Below are 23,680 nucleotides of genomic sequence, written 5' to 3'. Positions count from 1 at the left end.
TGGCAATAGGCAAAATGTTCAATATCTTATGTCTTGTGGAAAACAATGTCCCGGAGGTTTATAATAGGTAAAGAGATTACTTCTACTCAAGGTGGGTGAATGAGGTGGAATCCATGAATGCTCCAACATTGGATCAGTTCCAGCAGCAAGTATCAGAGCTCCTTCTGCGACATCGCAGTTTGCTGGACGTGTTGTCCAAGCTAGGACAATCCGGCGCATCCGTAAACCGCGCGGTTACGAAAGCCGTAACGGACTGTGGTTGTATCGAATTGAATGCCCGCAAGCAGCAGTATTCCGATGAATCGAATTTGCAAGATGCGAAAGAAACGCTGGAGAGTCATTTGGCGGGTTCGCTGTGCGAACATTGCAACGAGGTGCTGAAGAGCGAGCTTGGACGAAACTTGTTTTATATGACCGCTCTGTGTAATCTGCTTCAGATCCAGCTCGACGAAGTAGTCGCCGACGAATACGACAAGTGCTCGACGCTTGGCCTGTTCAATCTTACTTAGACACTCCAAGAGAACATATGACTTCGACATAACAAAGAAAAAGAACGTTCCCGCCCAAGAAGGACTGCGGAACGTTCTTTTTCATAGGTGCCGGACTAAGCCGGCTTTTCGGATTTAACCGGTTCTTCGGTTGGCTCCTGTGCCTTGTCGCGCTTGCGGAACCGTTTCGGCAGACGACGGTCAACGTTTTTTTTTAGACCGTAGAGTGCATACAGCAAGAGCGGAATGAACAGGATTTTGGACAATTGGCTCTCGAACAGCAGCCCCAGAATGACGGATACGACCACGATGATCGGAACGACCCATACGGCGCTGCGCGGAATGCCTACTTTCTTGAAATTCGGATATCGAATCGTGCTGACCATCAAGAGGGCCAGAACGAGTGTGCTCGTAAGCAAGACAGAAATCGGAATATCTTCTTTGAATAAGGCCAAAGTCGCCAGTACGCCTCCGGCTGCAGGAATCGGAAGTCCGATGAAATAGCCGGTATTGCTTGTAATGACATTAAACCGCGCTAAGCGCAGCGCTCCGCAGATCGGGAATAATGCGGTTGCGGTCCAAGCAAGCGCAGGACTTAAGTCCTGAAAAGCGACAACATACATAATAAAAGCCGGCGCCACTCCGAAAGAGATGACATCTGACAAAGAATCCAGCTCTTTGCCGAATTCGCTTTGGGCATTTAGTGCTCGCGCGACCCGTCCGTCCACGCCGTCAAGCAGCATAGCGATTAATACCATCATCGCGGCCAACGCAGGTTTCTCGTTGAATACCAGAATAATGGCGATGACGCCAAGAAATAAGTTACCAACCGTGAGAAGGCTCGGTATCGATTTTGCGATCATCTATTCCACCTCTTCTCTACTATGCCCCAATTATGAAGCTGCACAGCTCAATAAAGTTTGGAACACATTCTATCAATTGTATGGGATTTAAATTTGCCTGTCAATAAACATCTGCTCTTGGATACGGCGCAGTCCGTCCTTAATCGCCCGTGCCCGTACCTCTCCAATTCCGTCCACTTCGTCCAGTTCCTCGATGGTAGCCATCAGAATATGGGGCAGTCTCTGGAAGCGTTCAACCAAATTATTCATAATAATAAATGGCAGTCTCGGAATTTTATTAAGCAATCTGTAGCCGCGAGGCGATACCGATTCATCAGCCATATTATTCGTGTGCGGATAACCAATCAGACGCACGACCGGCGTCGCATCGAGGAGTTCCTCCGAGCTGAGCTTCTTCAATCCATTGCGGATTTCGCGAATTTTCTCGTCCGAGTTATCTTTCGCATAATCCTTCAATAAGAACCAGCCATCTTCTTCAACTCCGCCAACCAGCTCATCCATCTGCATGCTGATCAGACGGCCTTCCGTGCCAAGTTCATTCACATAACGATTGATTTCCATCTTAATGCGCAGCACCATCTCCACGCGCTGAATGACGTGGGCCACTTCCTGCAAGGTAACGAGCTCCTCGAACTCCAGTGCAGACAGATTCGTAAAGGACTGCGTCAAAACAGCCTTGTATTTCTCCAATGTTTGAATCGCCTGATTCGCTTTCGTCAGAATAACGCCTATATCCTTCAGTGAATAACGCAGATTACCCTGGTACAACGTAATAATATTGCGTCGTTGTGAGATGGATACGACCAGCTTGCCCGTCTGCTTCGCGACCCGCTCCGCTGTCCGGTGACGGATTCCCGTCTCAATGGACGGGATAGAGCTGTTCGGAATGAGCTGGGTGTTGGCGTACAAAATGCGTCTCATATCCTCGCTCATAATGATTGCGCCGTCCATCTTCGCAAGCTCGTATAGATAGTTGGGTGAAAAATCGCAATTGATGGAGAAGCCGCCATCGACGACTTCCATGACTTCGGGACTGTATCCTACCACGATTAGAGCGCCTGTTTTGGCTCTGAGCACATTCTCTAACCCTTCACGAAAAGGGGTGCCTGGCGCAACTAATTGCAAAAGCTGATTCATGACTTCCTGCTGTGTCGGTTCTTTCATGTGATGCCCCCCTATCCAAGCGCTGCCTTAAGTGCTTCCGCTACCGTGCCAACTCCGATAATTTCGATGCCGTTCGGAGCTTTCCAGCCCTTCAGGCTTTTCTCCGGCATAATGACTCGTTTGAAGCCGAGCTTCTCGGCCTCTTTCACCCGCTGTTCCGCACGGGACACGGCTCTGACCTCGCCAGTCAAGCCTACTTCACCGAAGATGACATCATACGGCTTCGTCGGCGCATCCCGGAAGCTGGATGCCAGACTAACCGCTGCTGCGAGATCTACCGCCGGTTCATCAAGTTTGACGCCTCCCGCTACATTCAGGTAAGCGTCCTGCGTCTGAAGAAACATCCCGTTCCGTTTCTCCAGTACCGCAATAATCAAGGCCATCCGATGATGGTCGATGCCCGTCGACATCCGTCGTGGCGAAGGGAAATTCGTCGTAGCCACAAGCGCTTGCAGCTCCACCAGCACCGGTCTGGTCCCTTCCATGCTCGCGACTACAGTGGAGCCGGATACGCCAAGCGGCCTCTCCGACAAGAAGAGCTCCGAAGGATTCGATACTTCCCGCAGCCCTTCCTCTCCCATCTCGAAGATGCCAATTTCGTTCGTCGAGCCGAACCGGTTCTTAACCGCGCGCAGCAGACGGTACGTATGATGCCGCTCACCCTCAAAGTATAAGACGCAGTCAACCATATGCTCGAGAAGCCTTGGTCCGGCAATAGCGCCTTCCTTCGTTACGTGTCCCACCAGCACGGTCGCAATCCCCTTAATCTTGGCAACACGCATGAAGTGGGCGGTACATTCACGCACCTGCGAGACGCTGCCTGGAGCAGATTCCACTCTGGGGTCATAGACCGTCTGAATGGAGTCGATGACCAGGAAGTCGGGCTGAACTGATTCGATGGCATCGTTAACTTGCTCCATATTCGTCTCGCACAATACATAAAGCGTTTCCGTAAGCGCACCAAGCCGATCGGCACGCAGCTTTGTCTGCCGTACGGATTCCTCTCCAGATATGTAGAGAACCTTCAGTCCCTTCACCGCAAGCGCATGCGAAGTCTGAAGCAGCAGCGTGGACTTGCCGATGCCTGGATCTCCGCCGACGAGAATAAGCGAGCCCGGCACAACCCCGCCTCCAAGCACACGATTCAGCTCCAACATGCGTGTCTCGATTCGCGGTTCTTGCCCACTCTCTATATGTATGATGGATTGAGGTTTTTCTTTCGTATGGATCGACGATAAGCCGACGCCTTTCGTCTTAACGACGGTCTCCTTCTCCTCCACCATGGTGTTCCAGGCTTGGCAGCCCGGGCATTTTCCCAGCCACTTCGGTGATTCGGTGCCGCATTCGGTGCATACGAACTTCAGTTTTATTTTGGCCATCCCGAACTCCTTTTAACAATTCTCATAATTAAAGTTTACCATTATATTCCCATCCTATAAAGGTACATTATTCAAGAAAAAAGTTGGATCTACTCTATTATAACCCCTCGCCACTCCATTGCCATCATTATCGGTTAAATACTCCAGTTCTATAAACTTTAAAACACGCAAATTAGCCCATGTCATAAGCATGCGCTTGGGCTTGTTATTTCAACTAAATAAACAATAATCCGGCAAGATTATAAAGGACTGTTCCCGAATCCAGCTATCCTTATAGCTTATGGAGCAACTAAATTTCACAAAAAAATCCCGACAGCCTAAGCTGCCGAGATTTCGCTTCACTTCTTATGATTTGGTCGCCGACTCTTCCTCTTGAGCAGGCTCCTTCTGCGACTTGTTGACGACAAGCCCGCCGTCCTTCAAGTCGATCACGAAGGAGTCGCCCTTCTGAATCAGTCCCATCAGCAGATCCTCGGACAGACGGTCCTCGATATGCTTCTGGATTGCCCGGCGCAGCGGACGTGCGCCGTATTGCGGATCGTAGCCTTCTTTCGCGAGGAATGCCTTCGCCGTATCGGTGAGCGAGAAATCCACTTCCTGCTCACGCAGACGCTTGCGAAGCTCGTCGGACATCAGCGTTACGATCTGAGCAATATGCTCTTCGCCCAGCGAATGGAAGACGATCGTCTCGTCAATCCGGTTGAGGAACTCCGGACGGAAGCTCTTCTTCAGCTCTGCCATGACTTTGTCTTTCATAACTGCGAAGTCGCGGCCTGCATCCTGTACGGCTGTAAAGCCCAGGGATGAGTTCTTCTTGATCTGATCAGCGCCGACGTTCGACGTCATAATGATCAGTGTATTGCGGAAGTCTACGACGCGCCCTTTGGAATCAGTCAATCTGCCGTCTTCCAACACTTGCAGCAAGATGTTGAATACTTCCGGATGCGCCTTCTCAATCTCATCGAGCAGCACCACAGAGTAAGGCTTGCGGCGAACCTTCTCGGTCAACTGGCCGCCTTCTTCGTAGCCGACATATCCCGGAGGAGCGCCTACGAGTCTGGACGTCGAATGTTTCTCCATGTATTCCGACATATCGATACGAATAACCGCATTCTCGTCGCCAAACATCGCTTCCGCGAGCGCACGAGCCAGCTCCGTCTTACCTACGCCCGTCGGGCCAAGGAAGATAAAGGAACCGATTGGACGCTTCGGATCTTTCAGACCCGCTCTGGCGCGTCTGATCGCACGGGATACAGATTTCACCGCTTCTTCTTGACCGATAACGCGGTCGTGAAGAATGGATTCCATCTTCAGCAGACGCTCCGTCTCCTCTTCCGCCAGCTTGCTAACCGGAATTCCGGTCCAGCTCGCTACGACCTGAGCGATATCCTCCGGTGTAACCTCGGAGTCGGTACGGCCCTGCTTCTCTTTCCACTGATTCTTGGTTACGTCCAGCTCTTCCCTGATCTTCTGCTCCGTATCGCGAAGCGCTGCCGCTTTCTCGAATTCCTGGCTTTGAACCGCCGCGTCCTTCTCCTTGCGGATATCCTCCAGGCGATTCTCCAGCTGCTTCAGATTAGGCGGAACGGTATACGAGTTCAATCTTACTTTAGAGCTGGCTTCGTCGATCAAATCAATGGCTTTGTCGGGAAGGAAGCGATCCGTAATGTAGCGGTCGGACAACTTCACAGCTTGCTCGATAGACTCATCCGTAATTTTCACGCGGTGATGCGCTTCATAGCGATCGCGAAGACCATGCAATATTTGAATGGCTTCTTCGACAGACGGCTGGTCTACCGTAATCGGTTGGAAACGACGTTCCAGCGCGGCATCCTTCTCGATATATTTGCGGTATTCATCCAGCGTTGTCGCACCGATGCACTGCAGCTCGCCGCGTGCAAGCGACGGCTTCAGAATATTGGAGGCGTCGATTGCACCTTCTGCTCCGCCTGCGCCGATCAGCGTATGCAGTTCGTCGATGAATAGGATGATGTTGCCCGCTTGACGAATTTCATCCATGATTTTTTTGAGACGGTCCTCGAACTCGCCGCGATACTTCGTACCAGCAACGACAGAACCCATATCCAGCGTCATGACGCGTTTGTCACGCAGCGTCTCCGGAATTTCATTGTTGATAATCTTCTGGGCCAATCCTTCCGCAATCGCTGTTTTACCAACGCCAGGTTCACCGATGAGTACCGGGTTGTTTTTTGTCCGGCGGCTCAACACCTGAATTACACGCTCGATTTCTTTGCTGCGTCCGATAACCGGATCGAGATTGCCTTCCTTCGCGTAAGCTGTCAGGTCTCTCGCGAGTCCATCCAGCGTAGGCGTGCTTACATTCGCTTGCGAACCGTGATTGCTTGATACCGCCTCGCTGCTGCCCAGCAATTGAAGGACTTGCTGGCGGGCTTTGTTCAAGCTGATGCCAAGATTGTTCAGCACACGCGCCGCCACACCTTCGCCTTCACGGATGAGACCAAGCAGAATATGCTCTGTGCCAACATAGGTATGGCCAAGCTTTCTTGCTTCGTCCATCGACAGCTCGATGACCTTCTTCGCTCTTGGCGTGTAAGCGATATTGTTCGGCTGTTCCTGTCCGCGTCCGATCAGCGCCTCGACTTCATCCTGAATCTTCTCCAGTCCAAGACCAAGTCCCGTCAGCGCCTTGGCTGCAATGCCTTCCCCTTCGCGAATCAAGCCCAGCAAGATATGCTCCGTACCGATATTGTTATGTCCAAGACGAACCGCTTCTTCTTGTGCCAGTGCCAGTACTTTCTGCGCACGTTCCGTGAATCTTCCAAACATCATTGTTCTACACCCCCATGATCATTTTTGCCGCTTAATTGGCTTCGTATAAGCTCCGCTCTGCGGTAATCCCGCTGCTCAGCATTCATCTTCTCGTTGAAAGCCTGCTGGAGAAAACCGGGCTGGGTCATTACAAGCAGCTCATTGAGCACCTGCGGCGTTACATCCTTCAGCAGACCGAGATCTGCTCCGAGCCTGACATCCGACAGACGCTGCGCAGCTTCCTTGGAATCCATAATCGCTGCGTGGGACAGAATGCCGTACGATCTTCTCACACGGTCTTCAATCCTGATTCGCGATTCCTCCAACAGCCGCTTCCGCGCTGCACGCTCATGCTCGATAATTTGCTTCGCGACACCATGCAGGTTCTCGATGATCTCATCCTCTGACTGCCCTAGCGTCGTCTGATTGGAGATTTGGAACAGATTGCCCAGCGCCTCGCTGCCTTCCCCATACAACCCTCTAACCGCCAAACCGACCTGCGTAACCGCCGTCAGGATCCGGTTAATATGCTGCGTCAATACTAATGCCGGCAGATGCATCATGACGGATGCACGTATGCCTGTGCCGACGTTAGTCGGACAAGTTGTTAGATAGCCGCGCTTCTCATCGAACGCGTAATCTGCCGCTTCCTCGAATATATCGTCAATTCCGCTCGCCAACGTCCATGCCTCGCCGATCTGAAATCCGGGATACAAACATTGGATGCGCAAATGGTCTTCTTCGTTAATCATGATGCTCACCGCTTCGTCCTCACTCAGGATGACGGCGCCTCCGCGCGACTCATTAGCCAGATTCGGACTGATGAGATGTTTCTCGACGAGCACTCGCTTATCCAGCTCGCTAAGATCGGAGAGCAGTATTGTATCGAAGCGGCCGTACGCGTCCAGTTGCCCGGTTTGGCTTACTTCGGCAAGCTGATTCAGCACTTCCGTCGCTTGCTCACTCGTCGCCAGCATCGGAAACGGCTGATGCCGCAAGTTGCGCGCAACACGCACTCTGCTGCTAATGACCACGTCAGAATCGGGACCTGCGCCCCTCATCCAATCGCTGAGCGCATCTTCTGAGAATCGATGCTTCGTCAACAGGCTCACTCCTTTACGTCTTAGCTATGTCTACAGTTCCGCTATCTTCCGCTCCAGCTCGCGTATGCGATCCCGAAGCTCTGCCGCGTTCTCGAATTCCTCTTGTTCAATATAAGTCTGCATATCCTTCCTGAGCTGCTCAATCTCCCGCTTGCATTGAATCTGCCCGCCGGATCGCTTCGGAATCTTGCCGCTATGTGTCGTGCTGCTGTGCACGCGCTTGAGCAGCGGATCAAGCCGGTCGGCGAACGCGCTGTAGCATGAGCTGCAGCCGAAGCGGCCAATCTTGCTGAACTGCGCATACGTCAGTCCGCACTCCTCACAGCGTACCGTCTGCGGCGCTGACTGAGGCGTTGTGGTTCCCGGCGAATTGAAGTCAAGCAATCCGGAGAGAAGACTATGAATGGAGAAGCTGTTCGGTGTGCCTGGAATGCCTTCGCCCTTCTCGCGGGCGCAGCTTTCGCAAATATGGAACTCCGTCTTTTCGCCATTCACAATTTTCGTAAAATGAAGCGTAGCCGGCCTCTTGCCGCATTCTTGGCAGAACAAAACACGTCCCCCTTCCTATTTGACCAGTAATGAAATAAGCATCGAACGCAGCAGTCTTGCCCGCATCTCGTCACGCATAGGCAGCATCAGGGCAATCGTATCGCGATGGATGGCCGCCCCAAGCAAATTCGCCTCCCGCTTCGTAATCAGTCCCGCTTCATGCAGCTGATAAATCAGCCCTTCCGCAGCGCCCTGATCGACACTATTCCCTACGGTCTGCTCAATGTGGTACTGGATCGTCTTCAGAGCCGGCAGATCTACACGCTGAATTCGGATATAGCCTCCGCCCCCGCGCTTGCTCTCAACCATGTATCCCTTCTCCAGCGTGAACCGGGTACTGATCACATAATTGATTTGCGAAGGCACGCATGAAAACTTATCCGCAAGCTCGTTGCGTTGAATCTCAACGGCGCTTTCATTGCTGTCATCCAGCATATGCTTCAAGTACTGTTCAATGAGATCGGAAATGTTACGCAAACCACCAACCTCCCTGATCTTGCGCCAAATAAAAGCCCGACAATGAGGAAATTGCACCTCAACTGACTTTGACTTTCTTTGACTTTAACTTTATTATACGCAAAAATTACCGCAGGTCAATACAATGGAGTTTAAATTTTCTGAACATTTATACAGATGCAAAAATCGGCACATCGCTACTATCTAGCTTGATGCGCCGAAGCTTGGTTTATACCTGTATATAACGGCGATTGATGGCATTCGTTGTATCCACAGGCCACTTTACCACTGCTTTTAGACTTATAATTGCGGTATCGTATCCGTTGCTCCGTCCAGAAGTCACATGCCGCTCCGGTAATGGAGCTCTCCTTACTTGGACTGTACCTTCTCAATCTTGCTGGCTGTGGCCTGCGCCGGATAAGACTCGGCCACTGCTCCTTCGATCTCGACACGCACATCATCGCCCACCTCAACTCCGACCATGTCCGTCTCGTCGGTGACGGTCAACCAGATCGCCTGAGGGCGCAGCACCGTTAGAATTTCATCCACCGACTCCAGCTCCGGCTTTAATTCGATCTCTGTCACATCCTTGCTCTGCACAACCAATAGCTGATCATCCTGAATCGCAATGACACGGCCTGCTTGATAGTCCCAGGCTGCCTCCTGCTTCTTGTCAGAACCGCATCCCACTAGCGTAACAACGGCAGCCAGCAAAACCAGTGTCATAACCGCTTTTACCTTCATGGACATCCCTCCTTGAAAGCTGCGTTTATGCAGCTACCCCGGATTACCCTTTTTGCTCCATTCAGAAACAAGGGTTGCTTCTTGTCTAATCTTTAGGGAGCACAACAGGATTCATAACCGGCGAAGAGAGAATGACCGACGTGTTCACATTGCCATACGGCATCAGGCGCTCTACCAACAAGCTAAGCTCATCCATACCGGTAACGGCCGCTTTCAATATATAACTTACCGTCCCTGTGACACGATGGCATTCCAAAATATCTCCGTCATGCACAATTCGCTTATCGAATTCATTCGGCGATACTTTCAGCTCGCTAATTTGAATAATGACCTGAATATTCCTTCCTAAAGCAGCTGGCGACACCCTGGCCGCGAAACCGGTAATGGCCCCTTTCTCTTGCAGTCGAAGAAGCCTCTCCGACACGCTGGGCCGGCTCAGCGCCAATTTTTTGGAAAGCTCGCTTACCGTAATGCGCCCATCTTCTTGCAACAATTTCAAGAGCGTTCGGTCCAAATGGTCCATCTTTGTAAGCCACCTTTCACTTTGCTTGGTATTCCTGCAAATAAGATTCAATGTTATCTATATTAACATGAAAATCGTTCAGATTAACATATAACCTTATTTAATCCTGCTGTATTCTAATTTATATAAACCTTATGCAGGTGGTGCATGCAAAATGTTGCTATTATCAGGCTACAAAGTGAAGGCATCTGTGTGGAAATGGCTTCATATTGCAATAGGCTGCTTCGTTACAGCCGGCGGACTTCTCCTCTTAAAGCATTCCGGTGTCGTCACAGGAGGGACAGCAGGGCTGGCCCTTAGCTTATCTCCCATGCTGAACATTCCGTTCCATTACTTGTTCGCCTTACTCAACTTGCCATTCTTTCTTTTTTCATACTTTTATATGGGCAGATCCTTTACATTCACAACAATGATCGCCATTACCATGCTCACGGGACTGAGCTCGCTGGACAGCGTGCTGCCCGCATTCACCATCCCGGCGCTGCCTGGCGCGATCATTGGCGGGGCCTTTATCGGAGTTGGACTGATTGGATTATTCCGCAACGGCGCATCGCTGGGCGGAGCTACGATTCTGGCGTTGTATCTTCATCGTAAGCATGGCATTAATCCCGGCAAAAGTAACTTCATCTTCGACTTTATCGTCATTGCATCCAGCCTCTTTGCTTACTCGCTTACAAGCGGACTCATCTCCGTGCTATCGATCGCAGTCACCTCTACTGTCCTAGCCTTATTTAAACGTAAGCTTACAACCGTTAAGCCGGAAGAAGCCAGGCCCGTTCATATCGCATCGGTTAATTAAGTCTACAAATGCAAACGAAAAAGGAATCCCTGCATGAGTACCATGTCATAGGATTCCTTTTTTAAATGACGTTGCGGAACATGTCCTTGCCCCTCATAGGCCGCATCCATTATGTTAGCAAGCTCACTCTTGCCGGTACCATTCATTCAGCGCCCGATAGGCTTTGTGATATCTGGCGTAGATGGAATCGTAGGACCGATGCCGGTCCGCTGAATACGTCATCGAATCAGAGAAGCTTACAAGCTTCTGTGTCATGATATCTTCCATCGTACACATGCCTATCCCTATACCAGCCAGCATAGCCGCTCCGATTGCTGATGCGTCCCGATTGTTCAGGAGAGAGAGGTTTTTGCCCAGAACATCGCCAATCATGTTGCGCCACACGGCATTTCGGCTGCCGCCTCCACCCAGATGAACCTGATCAATTACATGGCCATCCGCCTCGAATACTTCCATGCTTTCACGAATATTAAACGTAATGCCCTCCATCACGGAATGCATAAGCAGCTCCGGTGACTGTCCCGTTGATAACCCGATCCACGTCGCTCTATCGTATGCGTCGAAGTGAGGCGTCCCGCTTCCCACCAGAAAAGGAAGAAACATCACATTAGCGCTGCCGGGAGGAATGTCCCTCATACCCTCACATAGCCCATTAATAGCCGCGTAATCCTCCGCAGCCAGCTTCTTCTTCCCGGTTAATAGACGATAAGCCCAGTCGATCCCCAGCCCTCCGGTAAAGACAGACCCCATCGCATACAAGGTTCCCGGAATAGCGGAAGGATGATAGGTTACTTTGCCTGCACTGGAGGAGGACATAGAATCGACTCTCATCACGACCTGAGCCGACGTGCTTAATGTAATGGCCAGCGTGCCAGTGCGGACGGCACCTGTCCCAAGCTGGCTGCAGGCCATATCCGCAGCACCGGCTATGATTGGAGTACCTTCCATAAGTCCAGTAGCTGCTGAAGCATCCTCAGTTGCATAGCCGACAATGTCGGAAGAAGCATGGATCTGCGGGAAGAGATGGACAGGCAGCCCTAGTTCTTGAATGAGATCCATCGCCCATTCGCCTTTGCTATGATCGTAGAGCAAGCTGTTGCCCGCATCCGTCTGATCCGTTCCGAGTCGCCCCGTTAACTTATACCGAATATAGTCCTTAGGAAATAGCAAGGTACAAGCGCGCTCCAACACTTCAGGATGTTTTCTCTTGATCCACAGCAACTTCGATACGGTGAAAGCGTCGATCGGTTCATTGCCTGTTAATTGGAGGAATGCTCCCTTATAGCGGGCTCTAAGCAATGCCGTCTCCTCACAAGAACGTGAATCGGCAATCAGGATGCTTGGCATGACGGGTCTCCCGTCCGCGTCCAACAGAACAGGCGCACTCATATGACCGGAGAAGGATACGGCTCCAATCGCGGCTGGTCCAACCTTCTCCAAACATCCTTTTATCGCAGTGGAGGCCGCCTCCCACCAGGATTCCGGGCTTTGCTCCACCCATCCCGGATGGGGAGAGCTCGTTGGATAATGACCCGATTCAGAAGCTGCGATCTCGCCTTCCTTTGTCATCGCAATGACTTTGACTGCTGTGGAGCCGATATCGATGCTGAGTACCAAAGATGCGTCCTTCATCTCCACTCCCCGCTTTCACAAAAAATACTCTGCAGCCTTCTTATAGATGCTTGATCCGTTGCCTGTATTTATCGATATAGACTTGGTTTCTCTCGAAGCCGCCCGGTATGTTTCCACTCACATAGACGGGCGGCTCTATTCCCCGCTCGACCAGTTTCTCTGCCACGCTGGTCATGATCATATTCAGAATGACGCTGCCGATAACCGTAGAGCCGGACGCCATCTTCATGGAGAAGTCCGGGATTTCTACCAGGGCGTCGCCATGCGGCATATGATTATCGATAACTAAATCTGCAATATCACGCAAGCGTTGACCTGATGGATGGCGGGTTTCGTCATTGAAGTAAGCCGACGAACAAATGGCCACCACCTTCAGACCTCGTTCCTTGGCCGATTGGGCCATCTCTACAGGCAGGCTGTTAATTCCAGAGTTGGATATCACAATCATGACTTCGCCCGCCATCACGTTGTAGTTATCGAGAATAACCGGAGCATATCCCGTCATCCGCTCAATCTTCGAGCTTTTGACCGCTCCTTCATGAAGCATGATGCTTGTCTCCAATATCGCATTTACCGGCACCATGCCCCCGGCTCTATAGAAAAAGTCCTCTACCAGCAGATGAGAGTGACCGCATCCAAACAGATGGACCAGCCCGTCACGAGCTACAGAATCCGCAATCCAGTCGGCTGCCTGCATAATAGAATGGCGCTCTTCTTTCTCCACCAAATGAATATGACCAATAATTTCATGAACAAATTTGCTAGCAAGCATATGAATACCCCTTCCTGATGGCCAACCCCGTTAACCGATAGTTGGCGGAATGCCCAGTGTGCCAAAGATTCGAGAGGCTGTGCGTATATGCTCCGCTGCCCGGGACAAGGCTGGCTGTCCATGGCCCGGCAGCAGCATCTCCGGCTCCAAAGCCGCGAGCCGCTCTATACTTAATGCAAGAGCGCTGATCGAAAAATCATGTGTACTGAGCATCGAGATTTTCCCTCCGTACAAAATCGTGTCTCCGCTGAACAGAACGGACCGTCCGTTCGCCGTCTCCATCAAGTAACAAGTGTCGTAACGTGAATGTCCAGGCGTATGCATCGCGCTAAAAGAATATCGGCCAATCATGAACATCTCCCCGTCTCGAAGCCGAATGCCTGCTTTGCAAGGCGTCCAGTTGTAGTCCACTGGATAGAAGCCGGCCAATTTGGCCTGAGGAAGGTCGATTGCCGCCTCATCTCCCGCTTCAAGAACAGGGGCCGCCTCATCCAGCAGGACTACCTGCGCACCGGTAAGACGGGCAATCTCAGCTGCCCCACCGGAATGATCGGCATGCAGATGGGTAAGCAGAATATGTGTCACATCGGCCATGCTGCAATGATGCTCTGCCAGATTACTGGCCATCTCATCCACGGACAAACCTGTTCCGCTATCAATCAACGTTAATCCTTCTCCTGTATCCACCGCATACACATTGCAATCGGCCGGATGTGTCCAGTCGAAGCCCAGCTTACCGCTTCCTATCAAATAAATATCTCTGCTTAGCTTCATCTCAATCTTTGACCTGCACAATCATTTCGAGTTCGACAGCTGCTCCTGACGGCAGCTCGCTTGTTCCCAGCGCGGCTCTCGCATGCCGCCCTGCTTCGCCGAACACATCAACCAGCAGATCGGATGCGCCATTGATAACCAGCGGCTGGTCCCCAAAGTCGGCAGCGGAGCGCACATAACCCATCACCCGTACGATACGCTTTACTCGATCCAGCGAACCAAGCACCATCTGGATCTCACCCAGACCATTCAAGGCAGCCAGCCTGGCCAGCTTCTGTCCCGTCTCGATATCAATGTCCGCGCCAAGCCGGCCCGGCTGCTGCATCACCCCGTCAATCTCTGGAGTTGCGCCTGAGATAAACAACAAATCTCCGATCTGGACCCCGGGGATGAAATTAAAACGGGGCGGAACATGAGGAATCGTGATGCCTAGCTGCTGTAAGCGGTTCTCGATGGACATCTCTTCATCCACTCCTTCGCTCTATCTTCTTACTTTCCAATGCCGCTTCCGGCAAGCTTCACAACTTCACCTGTTCTTGCCGCATCTACGATGGCTTCCGCGATTTCCATTACATGAACCGAATGGGAAAGCGGCATAACCGGCGATGACTGGCCCTTCACAATCTGATTTACAAAATGAGTCAGCTCCATCAGTATCGCACCGCCAATTCCCTCTGGTCCCGTGGGCCATAACGTCGTCTCGGGATGCTGCAAGCCGCTATCCGTCCAGATCGTAAATCCGGGATGTGCAAGTCCGAATTTCGCTGTCCCTTTGTCCCCGATCACTTCAATCTCAGCATCGATTGTGCCGTCCAGCTCCAGCGTCTCGACCAAATTTTGCGGACCGCCGGAGGGCACCATCCAACTGGAGTCAAGTGAAGCAACCAATCCACTCTCGAATACCAGGACCGCGGAGAACAGATCAGGATGAACATATCCGCTCATATTCCGCTCGAATGCGGATACCTTGACGCAGCGGCAGCCTGCGTACCAGACGATCAAATCCAGCTCATGCACCCCGGATTCATAGACGGGGTGTACGCGATTGCCGAAGGAATGAAACCATGACCGACTGAAATTCCGTTTGGAACGAATGGCAGCGACATTCCCCAGCATGCCATTGTCTATGCTTCGTTTGATTGCGTAATATGGCTGGCTGAAGCGCGAGATATTGCCCACCATAACCTGCCGGTTCGTCTCGGCCTGAAGGCGGTGAATCTTATGTGCCTCCTCACTCGTAACGGCTAACGGCTTCTCTACAATGACATGCTTGCCGTATTGCAACGCCGCAATGACAAGCGGACCATGAGACTTCTCGTCGGACACGATATCTACGGCATCCAGATCCTCTCGCTTAATCAGCTCCAGAGGATCCCCATAGCAGTCCTCGCTCCTTATACCGAACTCCGACGCCGCTGCCTGAAGAGCGGGATCATAGACATCCGCAATCGCGGCTACTTCCACATGGGCCAATTGGCGCAGCACCCGCAAGTGCAGCCTGCCGAATCGTCCCGTTCCGATTAATCCGATACGCAGCTTCTCCATGGCGACACCTCCATGAATCGATTATTTGACCGCACCAGCTGTAAGTCCCTTCACGAAGTACTTACCGACGAAAGCGAAGAAGATGACAACCGGCAGCAAGGCAAGCACCGCACCAGCTGTCGTCCAACCCCAGCGGACCGTGTATTGGCCCATAATGGCGTTAAGACCGATTGGGAGTGTACGCAATGAATCGCTGTTGATCAGAACTGACGAGAATGCAAACTCCGTCCAAGCCATAATGAACGCATAAATGGATATCGTAGCGATGCCCGGTCCAATAAGCGGCAAGATAATCTGGAACAATGTCCGCATCCGGCCAGCACCGTCTATGGCGGCAGATTCGTCAAGCGCAATCGGCACATTGTCGAAGAAGCCCTGCATCAGCCATACGGAGAACGGCGCGGCGAATGTTACGTTGATGACCATTAGGCCAAGCAAAGAGTTGACCAGATGCAGATCCGCCATGAGTTGATAGACGGGAACCAGCAGCAGAATCCCCGGGAACACATACGTAGCCAATATAAGGCGGCTTACAAACTTGCGTCCCTTGAACTTCATCCGGTACAGTGCAAAGCTCGCCGGGATAACGATGAGTACGGATATGGCCATCGTGCCGATGGAGACGATGATGCTGTTGGACAAGTTCGTCAAATACGATGTCTGTTCGATCAGCTCTTGATAATGAACAAGGGTAAAGGCCTTCGGGAACAGATCCGGCTTCAGGATTTGATCAGCCGGCTTGAACGAAGAGACGATGACCCAGTAGAAGGGAAAGACTATTAAAAAGGTCAGCAATATACCGATGATGTATCGGAATATTTTCACGACAGTCACCAACTTTCCGGTAGCGATGAGATAAGCTTGTTGTTAATCTTCCTTAGGCCCTGCATATTTGAGGAAGAAGAAGGCGAATATGCTCAAGAATACGGCCGTGATAATCGAGGTTGCCGAAGCTTGTCCGATCTTGAACTGCTCGAATGCCTGCTGATAGATCATGACCGGTACAGTCGTAGAAGCTCCTGCAGGACCGCCGCCGGTTAGAATGTAAATCGTATCGAATATATTGAACGACCATAATGTGCCGACAAGTCCAAGCGCGAACGTGATTTTTCCCAGCGAAGGGAACGTAATGCTCCAGAATTGCTGCCATTTGTTCGCGCCATCCACATCGGCGGCCTCATAAATGTCTTGTGAAATGGTAGATAGACCCGCCAATACGATAACAGCCATGAACGGGAACCAATGCCAGGTGTTGATGAAGATGACAATCGGGAACGACCAGAAGCTGTCACCCAGCAAATTAATCGGTTTATCAATAAGATGAAGCGCTTGAAGCACGTGGTTAAAAATACCGTAGGATCCGTTAAATATCCATTGCCAAAAGATAGCGACGACAATCGTCGGTATAATCCAAGGAATGATCATCCAGTTACGTGCAAAATTCGTCATACGCGATGCTTTGTTGAGCAATAACGCTACGCTGAAGGCAAGCACAGTCTGCATCAAGCCATTGCCAAATACCCATATTAAGCTCTTCTTCCAAGCTGTCCAGTAAGCGCTTGATGTTAATGTGGCTTTGTACTGATCCAACCCGACGAACGTGCCTTTTGTACCGATAAACCCTGTGCTGTAGAAGCTTTCCTTGATTACGCTAAATAAAGGAATAAATATGGTCACCACAATCCAAATTACAATAGGCGCAACTAGCAGATAGGGCAGCAGTTTGTTGAACCTTTTGCCTTTGCCTAACATCTCCAAGCTTGTTCACTCCCCTGGAGGGACGAGAAGGGGTATGGTATCCAACGCACACCCCTGCCCATCAAACCCCTCGTCCAATTATTTCACAGCAGTTTCCATTTGGGCTTGTCCCCACTTGACTGATTCCTCAATTGACTTCCCAGCGATGATGATATTCTCGAGCGTTTGGGCCATGTAGTTCGGTCCTGCAATCTGGCCGATCTTGGTCGCTACGCCGTCTGTGAAGCCAAACAGTGCGCCTTTGCTGGAAGCTTCTATCAATACCTCTACTTGCTCCTTGTATTTACTAATGACCGGATCATTCCAGAAGCTCTCGGCCTTGCTGCCGTCTTCCGTAACCGGAAGGAACAGACCCGGCTCCGCATTGACAAAGCTGCCGTACGTCTCTGGCTCGAACAGGAATTCAAAGAACTTCGTAATGGCTTCTTTCTTCGCAGCATCGTCTGTCAGAACCATGATGCCGTTGGAATAGTAGATGCTGCCTTCTTCCCCGCCTTCGCCTACCGGCATTGGCACGACACCCAGATCGGAGGCCGGACGTCCGGATTCCGCTTCAAAGGTCGACAGGTATTGGCCCTTCTCGATCGCCATCGCGACGCTGCCGGAGTTGAACAGCGCTTGCGGCTCGCCCCATTGATACGTATTGCTGTCCGGTGGAGAAAACTTCATCAGATCGGTATACATTTGATAAGCTGCAACGGTCTTTTCATTGTCGAAGGTGATCTCGTTGTTGCCATTGATGACATGCTTGGCTCCGCCAGATACGAGGAAGCTGTACAGCACCTGGTCGGTTGCCATCGATTTCGATCCCGGAAGCGCAATGCCGTACTGACTGCCGGAAGTCAGCTTCTCGGCTGCCGTTTTCAGCTCTGCCCATGTCTTAGGCGGCTCTACATTGGCTGCTTGCAGCAAATCACTGCGGTACCACAGCACTTGAACCATGCCGAAGATCGGAACTGCCCATGTCTGGCCGTCATACTTGTATGGCTCCAGAGCGGTATCCAGGAAGCCATGCTTGCTGTCCAGTGACGCGATGATGTCATCAACCGGCTGAACAACACCCAGCTCTTTGATCAGCGTCGTGTAGTCCGGGATTGTAAAGAGCAGGTCCGGCCCCGTGCCTGACATAATGGACGCCGGGAATTTCGAGTATGCATCGCCCCAGCTCTGTACTTGCGGCGTCACTTTGATATCCGGGTTTGCTTTGTTGAAGGCATCCGTAATTTCCTGGAATCGCTTCACCCGGTTCGGCGGCTCCTCCATATGCCACAGCGTAATTTCTGTAACTTTGCCGTTGCTTCCGCCCGTATTGGTGTTTTTGTCCTTATTGCCCTCCGAGCCGCCGCTGTTCGACGAGCATGCCGCCAGCACGGTTTGAAGCACGATAACCAGTGCGATCAGCAGCAGAAATTTTTTACTCTTCATTACAAGACACTCCCTTTTGTATGATTTATTGCAGCGGACATATCCTTAAGGCCATGCCCGGTTACAATCGATACGACGGTAGCATTCTGCTCAAGCAAGCCAGTCTGCTGCATATGCGCCGCTGCCGCAACAGCCGTCACGGATGACAGCTCGGCGAGCACGCCTTCGCGCTCCGCCAGCAGCCTGCGATAGCGAATCAATTCTGCATCCGCTATAGCCAGCGCCATTCCTTCGGATTCTCGAATGACTGACAAGGTGCGGGTTCCATCCGCAGGATAAGTCAGCAAGGGATCAGCAATCCCTGAAGCGATCGTCTGAGCCGGACCGCTCCAAGGCTGTACGTCAGCCTCGCCAGCTTGGAACGCTTTCACAATCGGTGCGCATCCCTCGGCCTGTACGCCTGCCATGCGCGGCAGCTTGTCCGTAAATCCGGCGAGCCGCATTTCTTTAAAGCCTTTGTAGATTCCGGATAACAAGGGTCCTGCCCCGATCGGCACGATAATCCAATCCGGAACCTTGCCAAGCTGGAAAGCCAGCTCATAGGCAACCGTCTTGTTGCCTTCTACTGCATAAGGATTCATGTAGGTGGAGGTCAGATTAAAAGCTTGTCGTTCAAGCGCCATCTCTTCCGCCACTTTGTAAGCGTCGCTATAGTGGCCTGCCACGGTATGCAGTACCGCTCCGTACTGCTCCATCGCAGACCGCTTCTCCTCTGGCGTGCCTTCTGGCACATAAATCGTACAACGTAAGCCGGCTCTTGCCGCATAAGCTGCGGCAGCTACACCGGTATTTCCAGTTGAAGCGCATACAACCTCTTTCAGACCAAATTGAGCTGCTGCTGTCATGGCAACCGCGAGCGGTCTGTCCTTGAACGCCAATGTCGGATTGACGGATTCCAATTTCAACCATAAAGACTGATTATTCGCAATATTCAGTATATTAAGAGTGCGGATAAGCGGTGTTCCGCCTTCGCCAAGCGTGACCGTACTCCGTTCCGGCCATATCGGAAGCAGTTCTCGAAATCTCCAGATGTCGCTCCACGCTGCGTTCGATAATGGCTCGAAGTAGGCTTTGCTGAATATTTCCTTATACTCATAGTGAATATCCATAGTGCCATTGCAATGCCTGCAAGTATAGATCGGCTCTATCTCGTAGGTTTCGCCGCAATACCAGCATACGGGCCAGAACCTATTCATAGGTGCTACGCCTCCTCTTCCAATGCAGCATGTCCCGCAAGCGCCAGTGCGGCTTGCACATACATGCGATAAGCGCTGTGGAGCTGTCCAAGCTCGATATATTCTTCGTTAGAATGGGCTTGTTCAATGTTGCCGGGACCACAGACGATAATCTCAGGACATGCCTCTTGCAGAAGCGCTCCGTCTGTCCAGAATTGCAGGCCGATCGGCTCTGCCCCTTCCAAGGCCTCAGTTGCAAACTCTGTTTGATAAGCTTTCAGCATCGTTTTTACCAGCAAGCTGTCTGCGCTCGTCCCCATTGGACCATGTGGTACACCGTGGAAATTGTCCGAGACACGAATTTTCCCTTCAAAGTCAGGATACTGTTCACGAACGGCGGCTAGTGTCAATTCCAGCTCTGCCAGAGCCGATTCAGCCGACTCTCCGGGCAGCAATCGCCGCTCGAAGCCGATCGCACAGTGGTTCGGAACGATTACCGGTCTTGTGCCTCCCTGAATCATTCCGATATTCAGAGATGGAGAGCCAAGTAGTGGATGAGTGCGAAGCTTCAATTCCGGCAAATAATGATCCTGAATGTAGTTGATCCAACGCGAGGCCCGGTAGATCGCGTTGACGCCTTGCTCGGGTACGCTTCCATGAACGGAGCGGCCTACAAAGTCCGCTTCGAACCAGGCTACCCCTTTATGCGCAATGCCGACTCTCATCCCTGTCGGCTCACCGACAACGGCGTAATCAGCCCGGAAACCGCTGCGTGCCAGACGGTAGGCACCAGGACTATACGTTTCTTCTCCTGCTGTTCCTGCAAAGATCACATCGCCAGCCAAGCTGACTCCGCTGCGGTGGATAGACCTCAGAGTCATCATCATCGCCGCAAGCGCGCCTTTCATATCTACGCTTCCTCTGCCATACAGCCGATCTCCGATTAGAGTTGCTTTAAATGGATTATGCATACTATAGGGGGGAACTGTATCAAGATGGCCGTTGAGGAGCAAGGACTTTCCTCCTCCACTCCCAACGATCCGTGCAATCAGGTTGGGACGACCGGGGATCGCCTCTTTCAGCTCGCATTCAATCCCCTGGTCTTGAAACCATTGTTGCATATATACGGCTAACCGCATCTCCTGTTCAGGTACCTCGCTATGGCTCTCAATGGCAATGAGTTGTGCTAATAGCTCTTCGATCTCCCCAGGGACTGAAGCGGCGATTACCTTGTTCATTTGTCTTGTTTTCCCCAGCCGAATTCCTCTAGATATTCCTTCGATTCTTCAGCCACTCTGTCGAAGTCTGTCATGCTTACGCCTGAAGGATCGCCGACACCATATAGGCCGCCTGTCTGGAAGCCTTCCCACTCGACGGAGTTGTAGCCTTGGAAATTGACTTCTTTAAGCGCTTCCGCCATTTCGCGGAAATCGACAAAACCAGCGCCGAACCATACGTGCTGGGATTGCATAATGTTCGGGAAACCGACTTCGTCTTTCACATGCGTTACGCGGATTCGGTCGCCCAGCTTGCGAATCGCTTCCTTGATCGGCATACGAGGCTTAACGGTCGTGTAGAACGTTCCGACATCCACACAAGCATACACATTCGGGCGATCAACCAGTTCAAACAGCTTCAGCATATCGTCGATGTTGTTAATGATCGTACCCTGGATCAGCTCAATGCTGACGTCGATTCCTTTTGTTTTGGCGTAATCCGCAACCTCTTGTGTCGCTGTAACCACTTGATGCCAAGCTTCTTTTCGTGTCATCAGGTTGTATAGCGGCGGATCATAGTAACCGTCTCCAATTAGCGTCACCACTGTACCTGCGCCCATATCGGATGCGGCATCGATCGCTTTTTTGAACTTCGCAATACCGGCATCGCGGTCGAAGTAACGCGGTGTTACAAAAGTCGTATGACAGCCGATAGAGGAGAAGGCCAGTCCTGTTTCGTCCATCGCCTTGCGTACCTTTTTGACCGTATCGTCATATTCATGAGGCAATATTTCTTGTATCTTCGGATAGATGACATCGAAGCCTTCATAGCCGTAGGAAGCGATTTGTCTTATGCACCACTCTAGTGATTTGTCTCCCCAGGAGTTCCAGGCAGGACCTGCGATCTCCAGTCTTCCCCACGGCATGTTTGGCCAAATCTCGAACGACAGCTTCAAATGATTACTCATAGTGTTCCTCCTAAGATGTCTAGACGTTCATTTCGATTGTAAACTTGTAGCGATCTCCTCTATACAGCGATCTTACATATTCCACCGGCCGATCTAAGCCTTCCGCGTAGGTCGTCCTCTCGATCAGCATCGCAGCATCATGTTGTCCTATCTCGAGAATGCCGGCTTCCTCCGGATATACGGCAGCAACCTCTATCGTTTGAACCGCTTTCACAAGTTTAAGTCCACAATACCTCTCCAGCATTTCGTATAACGATACATTTTCCATATCCATGCCATGCAGCGGTCTTGCCAGTTCGTACACAAGGTATGAGCGTTCAAGCGCCATTGGTTCACCATCTGCCGTACGCACCCGTACGATCTCCAGCACTTCCTCGCCTGTCTCCAAGCGAAGCTGTGCGGCAACTTGCTTCGTAGAAGGAATAACTTGTATGGACACAACCTGTGCTCCCGGCACAGCGCCGCGATTCTGCATATCCGTACTGAAATTTGTCAGTTTCGTAAGCGGTTGCTCAATTTTCGGCGTGGACACGAATGTTCCGACTCCACGCTGACGATACAACAAACCTTCCTGTACCAGCTCGTTAATTGCCTGCCTGACTGTCAAACGATTGATCTCAAATTCCTCCGACAGCTCACGCTCAGAAGGAATCAATTCATCTGGCTTATAATGGCCTGATTGAATCTGACTGCGCAAATACTCCTTCACTTGAAAGTAAAGCGGGAGAACGCTATTGCGATCGATAAAGCCCTTCAAGTCTTTCATGGCATCACCTCGATTTCAAATGTCGTATAGTGAAGTAGTCGTCTATACCAGTTGTTGAGAATAATATATTTCAACCTTCACACATTTGTCAATATCATTTTTCAATGGCGAATATTCAGAATCATTTTAAATTTGCACAATCTTACTGCCCAAATAGCTTAAAACATTAAAATATTCTAATAATTTATCGAAATTTATGCTTATTTTAGCTTATTGCTCGCAGTAATAACTGAATCTTCTTGTTTTAAGATGTACTGAAATAATATTCTTTTCCACGAAAAAACCTGTAGCTGGAAGCTGCTACAGGTGATTTATTTCATTGAATTTATGCTCTTCATGGCTATATGAGGCATCGTATAGGTGCCGATTAGGAGTATAGTCTATGGTATTTTGACCTTAGGTTTTTGATTTATCTTTAGTTTTTGATCTAATAAATAATTAGCCTACCCGTCCATTACGGTAGGCTTCTGTGCTTGGCGATGTCCATTCCGCACCGGATGAGTCAGCTACGAAGCTCTACATCACGGTCGGCGTCTGAACCTACCTCTAATGCCGGGCCCACATCTCCGAGTTGCTTCGATCAAAGGTTCGGACACTCTCCCAGTCAGGGAGAGGAACGTCGCCAAGCAGTTCGTACGAGGCATAGCCTGTACGAACAACAAAAAACCTACCGCAAATGCATGCGGTAGGCTATCTGTGCTTGGCGACGTCCTACTCTCCCAGGACCCTGCGGTCCAAGTACCATCGGCGCTGAAGGGCTTAACGGTCGTGTTCGGTATGGGAACGCGTG

23 protein-coding genes and 1 rRNA gene are annotated in these 23,680 nt (G+C 51.2%); 2 read left to right on the top strand and 22 right to left on the bottom strand.

Features of this window, described 5'->3' with window-relative positions; genetic code table 11:
* The first annotated feature begins 113 nt into the window (after positions 1-113).
* The gene (locus ACFVSO_RS27925; protein WP_387480008.1) at positions 114-509 is read left to right on the top strand and encodes a nucleoside triphosphate pyrophosphohydrolase family protein; all 396 of its coding nucleotides are present in this window, start codon (positions 114-116) and stop codon (positions 507-509) included.
* 95 nt (positions 510-604) lie between these two features.
* Here ACFVSO_RS27925 and pssA read toward each other — a convergent pair whose 3' ends face one another.
* The 9 genes from pssA to ACFVSO_RS27880 form a co-directional block, all read right to left on the bottom strand.
* The gene (pssA, locus tag ACFVSO_RS27920) at positions 605-1,351 is read right to left on the bottom strand and encodes a CDP-diacylglycerol--serine O-phosphatidyltransferase (RefSeq protein WP_387480007.1); all 747 of its coding nucleotides are present in this window, start codon (positions 1,349-1,351) and stop codon (positions 605-607) included.
* Between the two features lie 87 nt (positions 1,352-1,438).
* Positions 1,439-2,515, bottom strand: coding sequence for a DNA integrity scanning diadenylate cyclase DisA (gene disA / locus ACFVSO_RS27915; protein WP_387480006.1), 1,077 nt, complete (start codon positions 2,513-2,515; stop codon positions 1,439-1,441).
* A gap of 11 nt (positions 2,516-2,526) precedes the next feature.
* Positions 2,527-3,894, bottom strand: a complete 1,368-nt coding sequence (gene radA, locus ACFVSO_RS27910) for a DNA repair protein RadA (protein WP_387480005.1) — start codon at positions 3,892-3,894, stop codon at positions 2,527-2,529.
* Positions 3,895-4,239: 345 nt separating this feature from the next.
* Positions 4,240-6,705, bottom strand: coding sequence for an ATP-dependent protease ATP-binding subunit ClpC (clpC, locus tag ACFVSO_RS27905; RefSeq protein ID WP_387480004.1), 2,466 nt, complete (start codon positions 6,703-6,705; stop codon positions 4,240-4,242).
* Positions 6,702-7,787, bottom strand: coding sequence for a protein-arginine kinase McsB (gene mcsB, locus ACFVSO_RS27900; protein ID WP_387480003.1), 1,086 nt, complete (start codon positions 7,785-7,787; stop codon positions 6,702-6,704). Before mcsB ends, clpC begins: the two co-directional genes overlap by 4 nt.
* Before the next feature lie 30 nt (positions 7,788-7,817).
* Complete coding sequence (gene mcsA, locus ACFVSO_RS27895; RefSeq protein WP_387480002.1) at positions 7,818-8,336, bottom strand: protein-arginine kinase activator protein McsA; 519 nt, start codon at positions 8,334-8,336, stop codon at positions 7,818-7,820.
* A gap of 15 nt (positions 8,337-8,351) precedes the next feature.
* Positions 8,352-8,813 (bottom strand): CtsR family transcriptional regulator, encoded by a 462-nt coding sequence (locus ACFVSO_RS27890; RefSeq protein ID WP_387480001.1) that lies wholly within the window; start codon positions 8,811-8,813, stop codon positions 8,352-8,354.
* Positions 8,814-9,161: 348 nt separating this feature from the next.
* Positions 9,162-9,536 carry a DUF3221 domain-containing protein gene (locus ACFVSO_RS27885; RefSeq protein WP_387480000.1) on the bottom strand — a complete coding sequence of 125 codons (375 nt, stop codon included), beginning with the start codon at positions 9,534-9,536 and terminating at the stop codon, positions 9,162-9,164.
* A gap of 85 nt (positions 9,537-9,621) precedes the next feature.
* Complete coding sequence (locus ACFVSO_RS27880) at positions 9,622-10,059, bottom strand: Lrp/AsnC family transcriptional regulator (RefSeq protein ID WP_387479999.1); 438 nt, start codon at positions 10,057-10,059, stop codon at positions 9,622-9,624.
* Between the two features lie 154 nt (positions 10,060-10,213).
* Here ACFVSO_RS27880 and ACFVSO_RS27875 point away from each other — a divergent pair, with 154 nt between their 5' ends.
* A complete protein-coding gene (locus ACFVSO_RS27875) occupies positions 10,214-10,858 on the top strand; it encodes a YitT family protein (RefSeq protein WP_387479998.1) in 645 nt (214 codons plus the stop codon).
* Positions 10,859-10,981: 123 nt separating this feature from the next.
* On the opposite strand, the gene xylB is transcribed toward ACFVSO_RS27875, so the two are convergent.
* The 13 genes from xylB to rrf form a co-directional block, all read right to left on the bottom strand.
* Positions 10,982-12,490 (bottom strand): xylulokinase, encoded by a 1,509-nt coding sequence (gene xylB, locus ACFVSO_RS27870; RefSeq protein ID WP_387479997.1) that lies wholly within the window; start codon positions 12,488-12,490, stop codon positions 10,982-10,984.
* A gap of 40 nt (positions 12,491-12,530) precedes the next feature.
* A complete protein-coding gene (locus ACFVSO_RS27865; protein WP_387479996.1) occupies positions 12,531-13,262 on the bottom strand; it encodes a sugar isomerase domain-containing protein in 732 nt (243 codons plus the stop codon).
* A gap of 30 nt (positions 13,263-13,292) precedes the next feature.
* Complete coding sequence (locus tag ACFVSO_RS27860; protein ID WP_387479995.1) at positions 13,293-14,036, bottom strand: MBL fold metallo-hydrolase; 744 nt, start codon at positions 14,034-14,036, stop codon at positions 13,293-13,295.
* Between the two features lies 1 nt (position 14,037).
* Positions 14,038-14,496, bottom strand: coding sequence for a RidA family protein (locus ACFVSO_RS27855; protein WP_387479994.1), 459 nt, complete (start codon positions 14,494-14,496; stop codon positions 14,038-14,040).
* A gap of 29 nt (positions 14,497-14,525) precedes the next feature.
* Positions 14,526-15,581: a Gfo/Idh/MocA family protein gene (locus ACFVSO_RS27850; protein ID WP_387479993.1), complete on the bottom strand. Its 1,056-nt coding sequence runs from the start codon at positions 15,579-15,581 to the stop codon at positions 14,526-14,528.
* Positions 15,582-15,602: 21 nt separating this feature from the next.
* Positions 15,603-16,406, bottom strand: a complete 804-nt coding sequence (locus tag ACFVSO_RS27845) for a carbohydrate ABC transporter permease (RefSeq protein WP_387479992.1) — start codon at positions 16,404-16,406, stop codon at positions 15,603-15,605.
* A 42-nt stretch (positions 16,407-16,448) separates the two neighbouring features.
* A complete protein-coding gene (locus ACFVSO_RS27840; RefSeq protein WP_387480057.1) occupies positions 16,449-17,333 on the bottom strand; it encodes a carbohydrate ABC transporter permease in 885 nt (294 codons plus the stop codon).
* 84 nt (positions 17,334-17,417) lie between these two features.
* Positions 17,418-18,764, bottom strand: a complete 1,347-nt coding sequence (locus ACFVSO_RS27835; protein WP_387479991.1) for an ABC transporter substrate-binding protein — start codon at positions 18,762-18,764, stop codon at positions 17,418-17,420.
* Positions 18,764-19,960 carry a threonine synthase gene (locus ACFVSO_RS27830; RefSeq protein WP_387479990.1) on the bottom strand — a complete coding sequence of 399 codons (1,197 nt, stop codon included), beginning with the start codon at positions 19,958-19,960 and terminating at the stop codon, positions 18,764-18,766. The genes ACFVSO_RS27835 and ACFVSO_RS27830 overlap by 1 nt, the downstream gene beginning before the upstream one ends.
* Positions 19,961-19,965: 5 nt before the next feature.
* Positions 19,966-21,177, bottom strand: a complete 1,212-nt coding sequence (locus tag ACFVSO_RS27825) for a M20 family metallopeptidase (RefSeq protein WP_387479989.1) — start codon at positions 21,175-21,177, stop codon at positions 19,966-19,968.
* Positions 21,174-22,124, bottom strand: a complete 951-nt coding sequence (locus ACFVSO_RS27820) for a sugar phosphate isomerase/epimerase family protein (protein ID WP_387479988.1) — start codon at positions 22,122-22,124, stop codon at positions 21,174-21,176. Before ACFVSO_RS27820 ends, ACFVSO_RS27825 begins: the two co-directional genes overlap by 4 nt.
* A gap of 19 nt (positions 22,125-22,143) precedes the next feature.
* Entirely contained in the window at positions 22,144-22,890 is a 747-nt protein-coding gene (locus tag ACFVSO_RS27815) for a GntR family transcriptional regulator (protein ID WP_387479987.1), read from the bottom strand.
* Between the two features lie 698 nt (positions 22,891-23,588).
* Positions 23,589-23,680 (bottom strand): 5S ribosomal RNA (gene rrf, locus ACFVSO_RS27810); the annotation flags it as partial.

It is taken from the genome of Paenibacillus sp. NPDC057967, from assembly GCF_042887015.1.
Classification (GTDB): Bacteria; Bacillota; Bacilli; order Paenibacillales; family Paenibacillaceae; genus Pristimantibacillus.
This window is presented reverse-complemented; position numbering and strand designations above follow the sequence as displayed.